The 16,641-nt window shown below is 61.6% G+C and carries 15 protein-coding genes; 8 read left to right on the top strand and 7 right to left on the bottom strand.

Annotation, left to right across the window (positions count from 1 at the left end; all coding sequences use genetic code 11):
- Positions 1 to 3 precede the first annotated feature (3 nt).
- The 3 genes from B1781_RS00360 to B1781_RS00350 all read left to right on the top strand — a co-directional run bounded on the left by B1781_RS00360 (position 4) and on the right by B1781_RS00350 (position 5,134).
- Positions 4 to 306 carry a hypothetical protein gene (locus B1781_RS00360; RefSeq protein ID WP_078117798.1) on the top strand — a complete coding sequence of 101 codons (303 nt, stop codon included), beginning with the start codon at positions 4 to 6 and terminating at the stop codon, positions 304 to 306.
- 117 nt (positions 307 to 423) lie between these two features.
- Positions 424 to 4,017 carry a pyruvate:ferredoxin (flavodoxin) oxidoreductase gene (nifJ, locus tag B1781_RS00355; RefSeq protein WP_078117797.1) on the top strand — a complete coding sequence of 1,198 codons (3,594 nt, stop codon included), beginning with the start codon at positions 424 to 426 and terminating at the stop codon, positions 4,015 to 4,017.
- Between the two features lie 106 nt (positions 4,018 to 4,123).
- A complete protein-coding gene (locus B1781_RS00350) occupies positions 4,124 to 5,134 on the top strand; it encodes a dihydroorotate dehydrogenase-like protein (RefSeq protein ID WP_078117796.1) in 1,011 nt (336 codons plus the stop codon).
- A gap of 25 nt (positions 5,135 to 5,159) precedes the next feature.
- Here B1781_RS00350 and B1781_RS00345 read toward each other — a convergent pair whose 3' ends face one another.
- The 4 genes from B1781_RS00345 to B1781_RS00330 form a co-directional block, all read right to left on the bottom strand.
- The gene (locus B1781_RS00345; RefSeq protein ID WP_078117795.1) at positions 5,160 to 5,417 is read right to left on the bottom strand and encodes a hypothetical protein; all 258 of its coding nucleotides are present in this window, start codon (positions 5,415 to 5,417) and stop codon (positions 5,160 to 5,162) included.
- Between the two features lie 235 nt (positions 5,418 to 5,652).
- Positions 5,653 to 6,651 (bottom strand): alpha/beta hydrolase, encoded by a 999-nt coding sequence (locus B1781_RS00340; protein ID WP_078117794.1) that lies wholly within the window; start codon positions 6,649 to 6,651, stop codon positions 5,653 to 5,655.
- 29 nt (positions 6,652 to 6,680) lie between these two features.
- Positions 6,681 to 7,037 carry a hypothetical protein gene (locus B1781_RS00335; RefSeq protein ID WP_125931805.1) on the bottom strand — a complete coding sequence of 119 codons (357 nt, stop codon included), beginning with the start codon at positions 7,035 to 7,037 and terminating at the stop codon, positions 6,681 to 6,683.
- Positions 7,038 to 7,300: 263 nt separating this feature from the next.
- Entirely contained in the window at positions 7,301 to 7,825 is a 525-nt protein-coding gene (locus B1781_RS00330) for a M23 family metallopeptidase (protein ID WP_078117792.1), read from the bottom strand.
- Positions 7,826 to 8,021: 196 nt separating this feature from the next.
- Here B1781_RS00330 and B1781_RS00325 point away from each other — a divergent pair, with 196 nt between their 5' ends.
- A complete protein-coding gene (locus tag B1781_RS00325; protein WP_078117791.1) occupies positions 8,022 to 8,771 on the top strand; it encodes a M48 family metallopeptidase in 750 nt (249 codons plus the stop codon).
- Positions 8,772 to 8,805: 34 nt separating this feature from the next.
- Here B1781_RS00325 and B1781_RS00320 read toward each other — a convergent pair whose 3' ends face one another.
- From B1781_RS00320 to B1781_RS00310, 3 genes are all read right to left on the bottom strand, one after another.
- Positions 8,806 to 10,644: an SLC13 family permease gene (locus B1781_RS00320; RefSeq protein ID WP_125931804.1), complete on the bottom strand. Its 1,839-nt coding sequence runs from the start codon at positions 10,642 to 10,644 to the stop codon at positions 8,806 to 8,808.
- Between the two features lie 85 nt (positions 10,645 to 10,729).
- Positions 10,730 to 11,488 (bottom strand): toll/interleukin-1 receptor domain-containing protein, encoded by a 759-nt coding sequence (locus B1781_RS00315; RefSeq protein ID WP_078117789.1) that lies wholly within the window; start codon positions 11,486 to 11,488, stop codon positions 10,730 to 10,732.
- 183 nt (positions 11,489 to 11,671) lie between these two features.
- A complete protein-coding gene (locus tag B1781_RS00310) occupies positions 11,672 to 12,985 on the bottom strand; it encodes a hypothetical protein (protein WP_125931803.1) in 1,314 nt (437 codons plus the stop codon).
- A gap of 194 nt (positions 12,986 to 13,179) precedes the next feature.
- Between B1781_RS00310 and B1781_RS00305 the strand changes: the two genes are divergently transcribed.
- The 4 genes from B1781_RS00305 to ubiB are packed head-to-tail and all read left to right on the top strand — an operon-like array spanning position 13,180 to position 16,614.
- On the top strand, positions 13,180 to 13,548 hold the full coding sequence (locus B1781_RS00305; protein ID WP_078117787.1) for a gamma-butyrobetaine hydroxylase-like domain-containing protein: 369 nt from the start codon (positions 13,180 to 13,182) through the stop codon (positions 13,546 to 13,548).
- Positions 13,549 to 13,588: 40 nt separating this feature from the next.
- Complete coding sequence (gene ubiE / locus B1781_RS00300) at positions 13,589 to 14,341, top strand: bifunctional demethylmenaquinone methyltransferase/2-methoxy-6-polyprenyl-1,4-benzoquinol methylase UbiE (RefSeq protein ID WP_078117786.1); 753 nt, start codon at positions 13,589 to 13,591, stop codon at positions 14,339 to 14,341.
- 12 nt (positions 14,342 to 14,353) lie between these two features.
- The gene (locus B1781_RS00295; RefSeq protein ID WP_078117785.1) at positions 14,354 to 14,980 is read left to right on the top strand and encodes a ubiquinone biosynthesis accessory factor UbiJ; all 627 of its coding nucleotides are present in this window, start codon (positions 14,354 to 14,356) and stop codon (positions 14,978 to 14,980) included.
- A complete protein-coding gene (gene ubiB, locus B1781_RS00290) occupies positions 14,977 to 16,614 on the top strand; it encodes a ubiquinone biosynthesis regulatory protein kinase UbiB (protein WP_078117784.1) in 1,638 nt (545 codons plus the stop codon). The genes B1781_RS00295 and ubiB overlap by 4 nt, the downstream gene beginning before the upstream one ends.
- Positions 16,615 to 16,641 lie beyond the last annotated feature (27 nt).

The raw sequence follows: 16,641 nt of genomic DNA, 5'->3' as shown, positions 1-16,641 counted from the left end.
GGCATGCAGCCAATTTTTGTCATCCGAGACGCCAGCGGCGTCATTACCGGGCTGTCGGCGACGGCCGAAGGCGGCGCCGAGGCGGCAGCGATCGACGATCCGGATGTTCAGGCATTTCTGCGCGAACTCGATATCGGGCTGGTCAGGGTACTCGAAGACGTGATCGACCTGCTGGTCGGTCGCGGCGTATTCCGCTTCACCGATCTGCCTGAATCGGCGCAGGAAAAGCTGTTGTTTCGCAAGAATCTGCGCTCGCAGTGGCAGGCGGTACCCGATCCGCTGGGCAACGAAGAAGGGCTGTTCTAGACAGCACCGGGCCTGATCCCCCGCTTGACGCACGTCAAGCAAGCCTGTGGGTGCGGTTGCCGAGCAAGGTAGCCATCGCCAATCTTGGCGACATAAAGGCAACCGCTGGTCACTCCCATGTCTACCACGCTCGTCACGCTCGACGGCAACGAAGCCGCCGCACGGATCGCTCACCTGTGTAACGAGGTCATCGCCATCTATCCGATCACCCCCGCATCGCCGATGGGCGAATGGGCCGACGACTGGTCGGCAGTCGGGGTGAAGAACCTGTGGGACTCGGTGCCGCAGGTCATCGAGATGCAGAGCGAGGGGGGTGCGGCCGGCGCCATCCACGGCGCGCTGCAGGCCGGTGCACTGGCCACCAGCTTCACCGCGTCGCAGGGATTGCTGCTGATGATCCCCAATATGTACAAGATCGCCGGCGAGTTGACGCCCACGGTGCTGCACGTGGCGGCGCGCTCGCTGGCGGCGCAGGCGCTGTCGATCTTCGGCGACCATTCCGATGTGATGGCGTGCCGTGCCACGGGCTACGCCATGCTGTGTTCGGCAAGCGTACAAGAGGTGCAGGATTTCGCCCTGATCGCCCAGGCCGCCTCGCTCGCCGGTCGCATCCCCTTTGTGCACTTCTTCGACGGTTTCCGCACCTCGCACGAGGTCGACAAGATCGAGGAACTCGATCGGCAGACCGTGCGCGCGATGATCGAAGACGAGCTGGTCGCCGCGCATCGCTCGCGCGCCATGTCACCCGACAAACCGGTGCTGCGCGGTACCTCGCAGAACCCGGATGTGTACTTCCAGGGGCGCGAGTCGGTAAACACTTACTACGCCGATTTACCCGATATTGTCGATAACGTGATGTCGCAGTTCGGCCGCTTGACCGGGCGCCAGTACGGCCTGTTCGAGTATGTCGGCGCACCGGACGCCGCGCATGTGATCGTGCTGATGGGCTCAGGTCTGGGGGCTGCCGAGGAGGCCGTTGAAACCCTGGTCGATCGGGGCGAGAAAGTTGGGGTGGTCAAGGTACGGCTGTTCCGACCCTTCTCGCCCAGGCACCTGCTGGCCGCGCTGCCAGAAACCGTCAACACCATCGCGGTGCTCGATCGCACCAAAGAACCAGGCGCCGACGGCGAGCCCCTGTACAAGGACGTGCTGACCGCGCTGGTTCAGGCAGTGGCCGACGGCGAGCGCAACGCGATGCCGCGGGTCATCGGTGGTCGCTACGGCCTGTCGTCGAAGGAGTTCACCCCCGGCATGGTGGCCGGCGTGTTCGCCGAGCTGGCCAACGAACGGCCGAAAAACGGTTTCACGATCGGCATCCACGACGATGTGAGCCACACCAGCCTGCATTGGGATAGCACCTTCGCCCCACTGGCGGCGCAGGGCATCACGCGCTGCGTGTTCTACGGCCTGGGCTCGGACGGCACCGTGTCGGCCAACAAGAACTCGATCAAAATCATCGGCGAGAGCACCGACCAGCACGTGCAGGGGTACTTTCAATACGATTCGAAGAAGGCCGGCGCAGTCACCGTCAGCCATCTGCGCTACGGCGACCAGCCGATCCGCTCGACCTACCTGATCGGTAACGACGAGGCCCAGTTCGTCGCCTGTCACCAGCCGAACTTCCTGGTGCGTTACGACATGCTCGCCAAGGCAGCGCCGGGGGCGACCTTTCTGCTGAACTCGCCGGCCTCGCCCGACACCGTGTGGGGCAGCCTGCCACGCAAGGTGCAGCAACAGATCATTGATAAGCAGCTGCGGCTGTTCAGTATCGATGCCTACGGTATTGCGCAGCGTACCGGCATGGGACGACGCATCAATACCATCATGCAGGCCTGCTTCTTCGCCATCACCGGGATCCTCGATCGCGATGAGGCGCTGAACAAGATCAAGGCCATGGTGCAGAAAACCTATGGACGCAAAGGGCGCCGGCTGCTCGAACGCAACTTCGCCGCCATCGATGAAGCTGTTAGCGGACTGCACGAGATCGATGTGCCGCAGCAGATCAGCAGCCAGGTAGAGATGCCTCCGGTGGTCGCCGCCAATGCCCCCGACTTCGTGCAACGCGTGACTGCGCCATTGATCGCCGGCCTCGGCGACAGCCTGCCGGTCAGCGCGATGAGCGCCGACGGCACCTGGCCGCTGGGTACCGCCGCCTACGAAAAACGCCAGTTGGCGCTCGAGATCCCGCAGTGGGAGATGGATCTGTGCACCCACTGCGGCAAGTGCCCGCTGGTGTGTCCGCATGCCGCAATCCGCTCCAAGGTCTTTGATGCGGGCCTTGCGCGCAGCGCCCCTGCCGGTTTTCTGCACATGCCGGTCAAAGGTGCCAAGGATTTCCCGCCGGATACGCATATCAGCTACCAGGTTGCACCGGATGACTGCACCGGCTGCGGCCTGTGCGTTGAGATCTGCCCGATCCGCGACAAACAGAACCCGGCACGCAAGGCGCTCAACATGGTGCCGGTCGAACCGCGCCGCGAGGTCGAGCAGGCCAGTTGGGACTTCTTCCTGACGCTGCCTGAGTTCGATCGCACCCAGTTGAAGGAAACAACGCTCAAAGGCGCGATGATCATGCAGCCGCTGTTCGAGTTCTCGGGCGCCTGTGTCGGCTGCGGCGAAACACCGTACATCAAGCTGGCGACCCAGTTGTTCGGCGACCGTATGCTGATCGCCAACGCCACCGGTTGTTCATCGATCTACGGCGGCAACCTGCCGACCACGCCCTACACCACCAACCCCGACGGTCGCGGTCCCGCGTGGAACAACTCGCTGTTCGAAGACAACGCCGAGTTTGGCCTGGGCATGCGGATCGCCGTCGACAAGCAGACCGAGCATGCGGTTGAACTGCTGCAGGAACTGGCCGGCGATCTCGGCGATACCCTGGTCGAGGCGATCGGCACCGCCGATCAACATACTGAGGCCGACATCTTCGAACAACGCGGCCGGGTCATCGAGCTGCGCAAGAAACTCAAGGCAATCGACAAACCGGCTGCGCGCTCACTCGAAGCAGTCGCCGATTACCTGGTCAAGAAAAGTGTCTGGCTGATCGGCGGCGACGGCTGGGCCTACGACATCGGTTACGGCGGCGTCGACCATGTGCTGGCGTCGGGGCGCAACGTCAATATCCTGGTGCTGGATACCGAGGTGTATTCCAACACCGGCGGCCAGACCTCGAAAGCGACACCGCTGGGCGCGGTCGCCAAGTTCTCCGCCGGCGGCAAGCCGGTCATCAAGAAAGACTTGGCGATGATGGCAATGGCCTACGGCGACGTGTATGTGGCACAGGTTGCCTATGGCGCCAAAGATGTGCAGGTGCTGCGCGCCTTCCTCGAAGCGGAAAGCTACGATGGCCCGTCATTGATCATTGCGTACTCGCCATGCATTGCGCACGGCATCGATCTGGCGAAGAACCTGCAGCAACAGAACCTGGCCGTCAACGCCGGTCACTGGGGCCTGTTCCGTTACGATCCACGCAAGGCTGCCGAAGGCCAGAATCCACTACATCTCGATTCGAAAGAGCCGAGCGTGCCGTATCGCGACTTCGCCATGTCGGAAACGCGCTTTGCTGTACTCGAGCGCACCCATCCGCAGGCAGCGCACCGCTTCATGGATGCCGCCCAACATCAGACCAAGGCCAAGTTCCACCTGTACGAACAGCTGGCGAAACTGGCGGTCGGCGAGACCGAACCGACGGTACCGGACAAACAATAGATGCCGCCAAAGCGCGACTGGCCGGCGCATGTTCGAGCGTCGGCAAGCCGAGGCAGGCGGTCTACGCTTAATCAGTAACCACGACGCGCACGACGGAGGACACAGCATGGATATGAGCACCCAATGGCTAGGGCTGAAACTCAAAAACCCCTTGGTACCCTCGGCCTCACCGCTTTCCCGCAGTCTCGACGCAGCCAAGCAACTCGAGGACGCCGGCGCGGCCGCTATCGTGATGTATTCCCTGTTCGAAGAGGCCGTGCGCGCCGAAGAAGACGGCATGCTGACCTTTCTGCACCACTCCGAAACCGGCCATGCCGAGGCAGACAGCTACCTGCCCGCCCACCAGGACTTTCCAGGCGAACTCGATCGCTACCTGGAACAAGTCGCCGCCCTCAAAGCGTCGTTGGAGATCCCGGTGATCGCCAGCCTGAACGGCGTCACCGCGACAGGCTGGATGACGCATGCCAAAGAGATCGCGGATGCGGGCGCCGATGCACTCGAACTGAATGCCTACTACGTGGCGGGTGACGTCTGGGAAGATGGTCACTATGTCGAGCAACGCTACATCACGTTGCTGAAGGAATTGCGCGAACACATCAGCATCCCGATCAACATGAAGCTGTCACCTTTCTTCAGCTCGATCGGCAACATGATCAAGAAACTCGAAGCAGCCGGTGTCGCCGGCGTATCGCTGTTCAATCGTTTCTATCAACCGGATATCGATATCGAAGGCATGCGGCTGCAGCACGCCTTGACGCCGACAAGATCAAGCGACGCCTTGTTATCTATGCGATGGATCGCCATCCTGCACGGCCGAGTTGAATGCTCGCTGGGCGCGACCGGCGGCGTACACACCGGCGAAGACGCTATCAAGCTCTTGCTGGCCGGTACCGATGTCGTGCATCTGTGCAATGCCTTGTTGGCGCTTGGCCCGAAGCACCTGAGCAAAGTGATCGCCGACATGTCTGCCTGGATGGAACACCAGGGCTTCGAGAGTGTTGCGGAGTTGCGGGGCCGCTTGAGTCAGTCGAGCGTTCTCGATCCCTCTGACTATGAACGCCTGAACTATATCCGCGTGCTGGACAGCTATAGTGGAGCCGAAGGCGTCTGGCGCTGACAACAAGCGCCAGACACAAAGATCGTCAGAGCAAGGGAGTCTTGCGCAGACCGACCATCATGCCGAGCTTTTCGGCACCGGTGACCAGCATCCACAACGTATGCACGCCGAACATGATGGCAAGGATGCCTCCGGCCATCGCCAACGGCGCGACCAGTAGCGAGACCGCCCAATGCATTTGGAAGGCGCCGGACAATGCAATCGTGGTGATGACGAACAACGCGACCAATTCTAATTTCGACTTGGCCAGGCTCGATTCTGCGAGGGTGTTCGGTTGCTTCATGTCGGGTCTCCGCTGTGTTGCCGTTGAGCGAACTGTAGTAAGCGATAGCGCTTAGCTGACTAGAACCAGGTCGCAGTTTTTGGCGCATGCGGCTTGGCAACTACGCTGCATTGTGGTGCGTACCACAGCTTGTCGGGAGGCGCATTCGGGCAGCAAGAATTAAAGGTTGCGCACTGCCCAACGCACGATGAAATCGCTGCCCGCGTCAACGTTGGCTCGCGAACCTTGCCCGCAGTCAGTGCCTCAAGCGCGCGGCGACGAGCGAGTCGATTGAAGCCATGAACGCCTCCACTGCTGTGGTGTAGCTGCCGGGCAACCCGAGTTGCTCGTTGATCTCACGATGCGACATCGGCTGTGGCAGCACCTGTCCCCGGCGGCCCAAGGCGTGCATCCTGGCGACGAAACTATCTGCAGCACCACAAGGATCGTCACGCCGTTGCGACGAACACACCGCAAGCACCGGCGGTCCCTTGGCGACGAGTGCGTGATACGGCGAAGCCTTGCGCCAATAGTTCGGATCATCACCGAACGCATTCTTGTAAACCTTGCGCATGATGCGCGGCGGTGCGCGCATCGTGTCGGGAACATTCAGGGCCGCGCTATCGAGCAGTACTGCACCGAGCCAGGGCGATACGCCCTGTTGAGCCGCCAGTGAAGGATCGGCGGTCAACAATGCGACAAGATGCGCACCGGCGGAGTGGCCGATCAGGATCACCTTACGCGGATCGGCGCCGAACTCTGCGGCGCGACGCTGAAAGGCCGCCAATGCGCGCGCTACATCGGTTGCCTGACGCACCGGATCCGCATCTGGTACCAGGCGATAGTTGGTCGATACGAACACGAAGCCTCGCGGCAGCCAACGCTTGACCTTGTTCTCGACTACCCGGTCATGCGCCTTGTCGCCTCGACGCCAACCACCGCCATGCACCATGAAGACAACGGGTGCATCGTGTACACCATGCGGTGCATACACGTCGAACCTGTGCCGCGCATGCTCGCCATACGGCACATCGTTCGTGATCTGTATATCGCTTGGCAGCGCGCCGGCATCGACGCGCTGCAATTGATCATCTTCAGACCCACGACGCTCGTCGAGCCAGTCGCGCAACGGGCCGGCATATGCACCCGCTGTCGCCAGGCACACCAGCAGCACACCTATGACGCCAACGAAAAAGCGCCGATCAGTGGCTCGGTGGCGTTGTGCAACGTGCGATGTGCTTGGTCGTTTCGACATGTCGGTCTCCGCGCGGCCTTTCGTACCAATCAGGTCGGCCGTTGCCAGGCCAGAAAGCGGGCATCATCGACCGAAGTCATGGCATCGATAACGACGTCGTTATCGAATGCCGGCAACTGCTGCAGCCTCGAGAGCAAGTCGTCGAAACCTGCCGTATCGGCAGCCATTCGCCAACTGCGTTCCGGATCGCTACCCACCAGCAACCAGTGCACGTCATCGACGAACGGACCCAAACTGTTCGTCTCGATCACGACCATCGACAGTTCGTCCCAGGTCATGTGCTCGACATTGTCGGTCGATAGCTGGATCGTCATACCTGCGTCGTCGTGTTCGATGCGCTGCGCCGAAATAACCGCCGTGGGCAACCCAGGCTGGGTGCTTTGCATGTTTGGCGCTACAGGCTCGGCACAGCTGTGCTCGTATTCGCCGATGATCAGCTCCCACACAAACGCGAGGCCACAGATCAAAACACTCCAATAGACTTCCGGTCGCAGCCAAGTGACAAACAGCGCCGCAAGCGTCGCGACTGCTGTCCAAACAATTCGCATCGCGCGGCGCTTCGAATACCGCGATATGGTCGATTCAGCCATGATTGACGGACTATTTCACGTTGGCCGGCTGTTGGCCATTGCCGGATTGTTAAATCGCATTACCGGGCCAATGCAGCGCGCAGATAGCGATCGGGGTCGATGAAGAAGGCTTTCTTGTATCCCTGTGTCGACCTGTCCATCTTCCAAGGCAGCGGAATCATACGCACGATCGCGTAGTGCAGATGCGGCGGTTTACCTTTCGCATTGCCGCTATCGCCAAGGCGGCCGACGATGTTACCGGAAGTAACCCAAGAACCGGCAGATACGTCGACGGTGTCGAGGTGGGCGAAATAGTGCAAGCGCCAACTCGGCCCAAGGACCAAGGCGACATTGCCGCCTTTGCGTAGATCGCCCGCAAACACCACCAGCCCGTCAACCGTGCTGACGACCGGCGTGCCTTTCGCGCCGAAGATGTCGATGCCCTTATGCACTCCCGAGGTGCCCCAGGGCTCGAACCAAAACGAGTCCGGATGCCAATCGTTGCTGCTCGCATTCTGCACCGGCACGACGACACGCTCGGGCAACAGATAGCCGGCTGCAATCAATATCCCTGTCGCGAGCAGTATCACCGTACGTTTCCTCATCAATCCACCTGTTTGCTCGACAACCCGGGCGCAGGCGTCATGCCTGGTTCTTCGCAACCCGTTCGCGGCCGCAAAGTGTCGTAACCGGAGGTCGTTCGTGTTTTGGCCGGATCATTAATGCGAAAATCCCGCGCGCTGTACACCCTTCGGGTGGCAAAACGTTTGTTGAATGAGTTTTTAGAGGACGAATGGACCTATGGATAGAAGAGAAATGTTACGTCAATGCCTGCTGCTGCTCGGCGTATCGATGGCCGGCCGGGTTTCGGCACTGGATCTCGACCGCGCATTCGGTGCGGCAAAATCGCTGACCGGCGCCGCTACCTTGAGCGACGAGGACATTGCCAACTATTGCGCACAACTTGCAAAGGAACAGGATGATGCAAACCGTGTCGCGGCACCCGACAGCGAGTACGGCAAGCGCTTGGCGACGCTCACCGAGGGTCTCGACAGTTATGACGGCATGACGCTGAACTTCAAAGTCTACGAGACCGAAGAGGTCAACGCCTTCGCCATGGCTGACGGAACAGTGCGACTCTACAGCGGCTTGCTCGACCTGATGACCGACGACGAAGTCCGCTACGTGGTCGGCCACGAGATGGGTCACGTCAAGGCCGGGCATTCCCGCAAACGCATGCAGGTCGCGCTGACCACCGGTGGCCTGCGCGATGCCGTCGCAGCCAGCGGTACCAAGCATGCCGACCTGGCGGATTCGCAATTGGGCGAGCTGTTTGAAAAAGTGGTAGTCGCCCAGCACTCGCAGGGCAACGAGAACGAAGCCGACGACTACGCGATGGGCTTTATGAAAGACAAGAACTTCGCGCCTGCAGCGTGCGTAACGGCGCTCGAGAAGCTCGACGCCTTGTCGGGCGGCGGAGGTTCGAACTGGCTGTCGACCCACCCGGCACCAAAAGAGCGCGCTGCGCGGATGCGTGGCCAGCTAGCCTGATACGTAGACGGCGCAGCGTTCGCCGTTGCGCCGTCTACCAGGCGAGCCCGTAGAGCATCGGCAGCAACCATGAAAAAGCCGCCCACATGATCAAGGTCAGCGGTATGCCGATGCGCAGGAAATCCGCAAACAGGTAGCCTCCGGCGCTCATCACCAGCAGATTGGTTTTGTAGGCGATCGGCGTCGCATAGCTCATGTTCGCGCCGAACAGCACCGCCAACACAAAGGGTTCGGCAGGCAGATTCAACTGCCGGGCAATACCGATGGCGATTGGCGTACCGATCAGCGCGGCGGCGTTGTTCGAAACGATGTTCGTCATCAACGCCATCAACAACATCAAGCCGCTAAGTAGGCCGCCCGGCGACACCCCCTGGGTGTAGGCAACGAACACCTGGGCCAGATAATCGGCGGCGCCGGTATCCAACAGCGCCGAGCCGAGGGCAAGGCTCGCCACGACGATCATGACGACCTGGGTATTCAATGCGCGTACGGCATCGCGCCAGCTCAGACAGTTGGTCGCCAGCATCGCGAGGACACCGACCAGTGCGCTGATGGCAATCGGTACCAGGCCGAGCGCGGCGCTCAGTATGATGGCCGCCATGATGAGCATCGCCAGCGGCGCCCGGCGCGTGGTCGGCAGGTCGGCGGTGGCGTCGAGCACCAGCACGTCGCCGCGCCGCTTCATCTCACTGATGTGATCACGTGCGCCCTGCACCAGGATCACGTCACCGACGCGCAGGCGGATGTCGTGCACCTGGGCTCGCAGTGCCTGCATCTGCCACCCCGCGCGATGCAGCGCCAGAGTGAGCAGCTGATAGTTGTCGGCGAAGTGTGATCGCGACAGGCTGCTGCCTTCCAACGAGGAACCCTGAGTGACGACGACCTCGGCCAGTTGCTGATCGTCGGCATGCAGCGGGTTGTCTTCATCGACTGGTGCATTGGCCGAATACAACGCGGCGCCCAGGGCGCTCTCGAACTCTTTGAGGTTGTCGGCCGTATCGTTGACCAGCAGCCGGTCTCCCGCACGCAGTACGGCATCCGGCAAAGGGGTGACATAGGTCTGCTCGCCACGCAGTATGCGGCTGACCTTCATGTCGCCGGCCTTGTCGATCGCGTCGCTCAGTGTCTTGCCGTCGGCGAAGCTGTCTTCCGGAATGTGCAGCTGGGCGGAGAAAACACGTGGCCGGTTGTCTTCGAGCTCGGTCTGGCGTATCGGCATGATGCGCGGCGCGATCAACCACAGGTAGAGGATCGCGACGCTGCCGGCAATCGCCACCGGCAGGAGGAAGTCGAACATCTCGAATCGCGGCACCCCGAGGTCGGCGGCGACGCTGACCACGAGCAGGTTGGTAGAGGTGCCGATCGTTGTGCTCATGCCCCCGACCAACGTGGCAAAGCCCATCGGCATCAGCACCGCCGAGGGCGGGTTGCCGGTGCGCAGCGACACACTGATCAGGATCGGCAGCAACAACACCACGATGGGGACGTTGTTGACGAAGGCACTGAACAGCGCGCCTATCAACAAGGTCAGCAGCAACGAGAACGACGGCGCCACCCCCCAGGCACGCGCCAACAAGCGGCCCACCGGCTCGAGGGCCCCGGTGCGCACCAGGCCCTGCCCGGCGATCATCAGGGCACACACCGCCACCAAGGCCTCGTGACCGAAACCGAGAAAGAAATCGGTAGCATGAAGACGGACACCCTCGCGGGCAAAAGGAAACAACTCGAACCCCAGCACCAGGGCAGCGAGCACGAACAGGCTCGAGGTTTCCAGGGCGAGGCGCTCGCGGGTGAACAACAGCAACGCGACCAGCGTCAACAGCATGACGGCAATTGCATGGGGATTCGGGGTGGCGAGATCGGCAGGTGTCACGTCGTAGCCGCGTCAGCTGGATGATGCGTCAAGCATAGTCACGACAGTGGGGGTGACGCGAGCCGGCCAAGCCGACAAGCGGCAATCACTGAAAGCGCTGGTTCACCACCGACTCGATGGCATCGAGTTCTTCGATCATCTCGGTGTTGCCGAACAAGCGCACACCCATGTAACCCAGTGCCCCCACAATCAACAGAATCAACATGACCAGCGAAGCGCGCAAGACACCCCGTAGCAGGCGTTGCCCGAAGGTGGGCGGCAAGGTTGGCGGGGCCACTTTGGGCCGACGACGCGAATGCACTTTGGCTTGAAAGCCATCATCCAATTCACGCAGCACGTCCAAAGGCGTCTCGGAATAGGCACCGCGCACCCTTTCTGCAACGAGCGAGGGACACAAATCGACAAGGTGGTCGACCAATTCGGCGACGCCGGTCTGCCAGTCGGTCGCGGTCAGCGAATCGGAATGGTAGCTGGCGAGCCGCGCGATGCTGCGCGGCAGCGATCCTCGCCCCGGCATCTCTGCGCCACCGACCAGAACCGGCACGACGGCCTTGCCTTGGGCGAACGCCGCTTCAATCTGCGTGCGTATCCAATCGGTGGGATCGAACAAGCGGGTGGCGTGCCCATCGTCGGAAAGTGCCGCCCAGTGGCGTCCAACGACCACGACCAGCGCATCGGTAGCCGCGATCGCGCGATGCAGCACATCGGTGAAGTCGCTGTCCGGCGGAATCTCTACGTCGCGGAAGACGCGATCGGCACCGAGAAGTTCTCGGAGATCATCTGCGAGGCGGCTCGCATAGCCTTGGCTGTCATCTCGGCGGTAACTAACCAGAACCCCTGCCATTGCGGCGTACTACTCCAGAAAGGGCGTTGAATTTTGGTCGCAGATACTAACGTGCCGTCTGCCGGGCGACCATCATCGAAGCCACTAATTATTGTTCGGCATAGCAATAAGCTACGTAAATACCCATGCCAACGGCAAGGTGCAACGCAGCATGCGCAGACGGCAAACCGGATGTTGGACCATCTAGATGTAAAAGCGTTCAAAAATATGTAAAGCCACAACATCGAAAAACAACATGATCAAGGTGAAGCGTCCGTTCCAACGCAGAAACCCACGCGCATCGATGCCGAAGCGCCCTTGCATACCCAGGTGCATCCCCGAAAACGGCGAGCTGGATACACCGGCAGCCCATGTCATGAGGTAGGTAATGCCCATCAGGTTCGGGTCGGGAGACATCGGCGCGAGCAATCCATGGGCGGTCGAGATGCTGATGACCGGGTGTACCCCGGCGACGGACACAGCCACCATCACCAGCAACAAGGCGCTCGCCTCGGTCGCACCGACGTGTTCGATATCGAGACGCCATCCACTGCTGTGCGCAACGCTGGCGATGCCGGCGGCCAACACGCCCGCCGCGAGAAACAATGCCAACTCACCCGACATCTGCGGCAACCCGCCCCGTACGTGTTGCTGTAGCCGTTGCAGCGCCGCATTGCCGTGACGCACGACCAGCACCACGGCCGTCAGCAGGATCGACAACAGGCTGATGAATGTGAGAATGGGTACGGCACGAAAGACCTCGTGGGCGGCGAGTACCATCAGGGCGAGCAGCCCGGGTATCCACAGCGCGCCGAAATGCATTGGGTAGCCGACGAAATCCAATCCGCCCGCGCTCCGTGTCAATTCGCGGCCGGATATGACCAGGCCGAGCACCGCGAGCGGCAGACCGACCAACGACAGCGTCGTCAGCTGCGCACCCGGCGCGTTGCTCAGTGCGATACCCATGGCAGCGAAGAACGGCGACCACAGCGCGGCCAGTGAAAAGCCACGCGACAGCACGGTCGCCTGTAACGACGTCATCGGCGCACGCCGAGATTGCCGGTCGCCGAGAATCATCACCGCCGACAGATTGATCACCGAGCCGAACAGGTGAACGCCAAACAAGGTGCGCCACAAGGCGTGCGGTCCGCGCGGATCCTCTTCTCCGGCATCCACCTCCGGCAGACTGATCAGGCGCAGAAAGGTCACCCCTCCGAGCATCGCCAGCAACGCCTGGTTGGCACTGATCGCCTTGGTTATCTCGGCACTGCCGCCGGTCCACGCCGCATAACCCAGGCCCGCCAGACCAACCAACAGCATCACGATCATCTGGATGCGCGGCAAACCGCGGACCCTGTGGAGCAGCAGCAGACCGGCGAGCCAAAATGCCAGCCCCGGCACCACCGCACTGATGGGCAGACCCAGGCCGAGAATGATCGACGCCACGATGGCGGCAAACAGCATCCATCCGGCGATAGCGGTATCGCCGGCGGCTAGGCGGGTAAGCAAAGACTTCATCTGCGACAGCATATCGTTCCTTGGTCGACGGGGCGATGGCGTTTGCCTGCCGACAAGCGGCGATGCGTACCTTTAAATAGGCGGACATTTTTTGGGCTATCCGACAGGGCAAAGACGGTAGAATCGCCGGCATCGAGAAATTTGCCACCCGTGCGCCCGAGGCACAGCGGGACGAAACCGTCGAGGAATGTCGTATGAGTACGCCCACGCCCACAGAGCTCAACCTGCACCGCATGTCGCGCGTGCTCGAGGTCACCTTCGATGATGGGTCGAACTTCAAACTGCCGGCAGAGTACCTGCGGGTTTATTCGCCGTCGGCCGAGGTCGCCGGTCATGGGCCGGGGCAGCGCAAGGTGCCGTTGGGCAAGGAAGGCGTCAATATCGATCGCATCGAACCGGTCGGCAACTATGCGGTGGTGCTGCACTTCGACGATGAGCACAACACCGGCATCTACTCGTGGGAAACCCTGTACAATCTGGGCAAGCACTACGATGACCTGTGGGCGCAGTATCTCGAAGAGCTGAAGGAAAAGGGCTACACCCGTAAAGAGCCCGCCGCCTGACGTTCTGCGGCGCCCGCCCCACCACAGCGGGACCGCTCCCATGGCAGACAACAAAGACAGCACCCATTTCGGCTATCGCAGCGTCGACCCGCGCGATAAAGCGGGCCTGGTGCGCGGCGTGTTCGATTCGGTCGCCGGCAAATACGATGTCATGAACGACCTGATGTCGATGGGCGTTCATCGGCTGTGGAAGCGCTACGCGGTCGAACTCGCCGGTGTGCGCCGCGGACAGACGATTCTCGATCTGGCCTCCGGCACCGGTGATCTGGCAGACCGGTTCGCCGACCTCGTCGGCCCCGATGGGCTGGTGCTGATGACCGACATCAATGCGGCCATGCTCAGCGTCGGGCGTGATCGCATGGTCGATCGCGGACATGCCGGCAATCTCGCGTATGCGCAGGTCAATGCCGAGGAGCTGCCATTTCCCGACGACACCTTCGATCTGATCACCATCGCGTTCGGCCTGCGCAATGTCACCGACAAACAGAAGGCGCTCGAATCGATGTACCGTGCGCTCAAGCCGGGCGGTCGCGCGCTGGTGCTGGAGTTCTCCAAGCCGCTGAACAAGCCCCTGGAAAAACTTTACGACCTGTACTCGTTCCAGGTACTGCCGCGCATCGGCGATCTGGTCGCCAAGGATGCCGACAGCTACCGCTACCTGGCCGAATCGATCCGCATGCATCCCGACCAGGAAACCCTCAAGGGCATGATGGAACAGGCGGGATTCGAGCGCTGCGATGTACACAACCTTACCGGGGGCATCGTCGCCGTCCATCGCGGTTTCAAGTTCTAGGAGCCTGTCGGCATGACACTGCGCGACCTCGCACTCGAAGGCCTGGAACAATCGATCAACGCGGTAATCGCCCTCGACCCGGATGCCGCCAGACGGCTGGCAACCCTGCACGGCAGTAGCGTGCGCATCGAGCTTAGCGGCACAGGCATTGCGCTGAACATGGTGCCGGGCCATGACGGCCGCTTGCAGATGCTCGGCTCGATCGAAGGCGAACCCGACTGCACCCTGCGCGGCAGTGCGTTCGACCTGATGCGGGCCAACGAGCAGAACCAGGGTACGGCCCAGTTGTTCGCCGGGCGCGTCAGCATCGACGGCGACGCCAAGCTCGCACAACGCTTCAGCGAAGCACTCGGCAGCCTCGATATCGACTGGGAAGAACAGTTGTCGCGCCTGACCGGCGACATCGCCGCACATGAGATCGGGCGCGGCGTACGCGCCGCCATGCAGCAGGGCGCACGCATGCGCGATAGTGCCGAACAGAACCTGTCCGAATACCTCACCGAAGAAACGCGCGTGCTGCCGCATCGCTACGAAGTCGAAGACTTTGTGAGCGACGTCGATACGCTGCGCGACGATGTCGAACGCCTCGAAGCACGCATCGCCCTGCTGGAGAAAGCACGCCGGGGTGACGGCGCGTGATCCCGATTCGAGAAAGCCTGCGCGTGATGCGCATCGGCTGGGTGTTGATGCGACACGGTCTGGATGAGGTCATCCTTGCCGCGCACCTGTTTCGACCGATTCGCTTCTTCAGATTCCTGTCACCGTTTTATTGGGGCAAAAAGCCGCCGCGCGGCGTACGCATGCGGCGCGCACTCGAAGACCTCGGCCCGATCTATGTGAAGTTCGGCCAGATCCTGTCGACCCGGCGCGACCTGTTGCCGGACGACATCGCCGCCGAACTGTCGAAACTGCAGGACCAAGTCCCGCCTTTTCCCGGCAAGCGTGCGCAGGCCATCATCGAACGCTCACTGGGCAAGCCGGTCAGCGAACTGTTCGCCGAGTTCGACAGCGAGCCGCTGGCGTCGGCCTCGATTGCCCAGGTGCACGCAGCAACCCTGCACGACGGCAGCAAGGTGGTGGTCAAGGTTGTCCGCCCCGGCATCGAGAAAACGATCCAACAGGACATCGACCTGCTGTTTACGATCGCCAAACTGGCGCGCAAGTATTCGCGCGAAGCGCGCCGCTTGCGCCCGGTCGAGGTCGTCGAGGAATACGACAAGACCATCCACGACGAACTAGACCTGATGCGTGAAGCCGCCAACGGTGCGCAGCTGCGGCGTAACTTCAGCGGCAGCGACATTCTCTACGTGCCCGAGATCCACTGGGACTACACACGCGAGAACGTCATGGTGCAGGAACGCATCTATGGCATTCCGGTCGACCGGATCGACGAACTGCTCGCCAAGGGCATCGACCTGAAAAAGCTTGGCGAACGCGGCGTCGAGATCTTCTTCACCCAGGTGTTTCGCGACAACTTCTTCCACGCCGATATGCACCCGGGCAACATCTTCGTACGCCCGGACGGCAGCTACGTCGGCGTCGACTTCGGCATCATGGGCACCCTGACGACCGGTGACCAACGTTACCTTGCCGAGAACCTGCTGGCGTTCTTTCATCGCGACTACCGCAAGGTCGCCGAGCTGCATGTCGAATCAGGCTGGGTGCCGAGCACCACGCGCATCGAGGATTTCGAGGCCGCCATCCGCACCGTCTGCGAGCCGATCTGGGAAAAGCCGATCAGCGAAATCTCGTTCGGTCATTTCCTGTTGCGGCTGTTCCAGACGGCGCGTCGCTTCAACATGGAGGTGCAGCCGCAGCTGGTGCTGTTGCAAAAGACCCTGCTGAACATCGAGGGACTTGGTCGCATGCTGTATCCGCAGCTCGATCTGTGGAGCACCGCCAAGCCATTCATGGAACGCTGGATGTCGGAGCAGGTCGGCCTCAAGGCATTCGTCCGCCGCCTCAAAGACCAGCTGCCGCAGATCTCCGAAGACCTGCCCGAAGTCCCGCTGCTGGCGCATCGTTTCCTACGCAAAGCCGTGGACGGGCAACTGAAGGTGCAGTGGGAATCGGAAAAACTCGATGAGATCCACGAAGAGATCCGCACCGGCAACAAGCGTACGCAAACCAGCATCGTCGGTGGCAGCCTGCTGATCGCCGGTGTGCTGGTTGGCGGCCTGATCGATATCGGCCACGTGCTGAATCCGATGTGGGCCATGGCGGCGCTCAGCGGGACCGGCGGCTTGCTGCTGGCACTGTCCTTCCGCCGCTAATGCGTCGATAGGCGGCTTGATAAATGC

This window comes from Thiosocius teredinicola (assembly GCF_002009425.1).
Classification (GTDB): domain Bacteria; phylum Pseudomonadota; class Gammaproteobacteria; order Chromatiales; family Chromatiaceae; genus Thiosocius; species Thiosocius teredinicola.
This window is presented reverse-complemented; position numbering and strand designations above follow the sequence as displayed.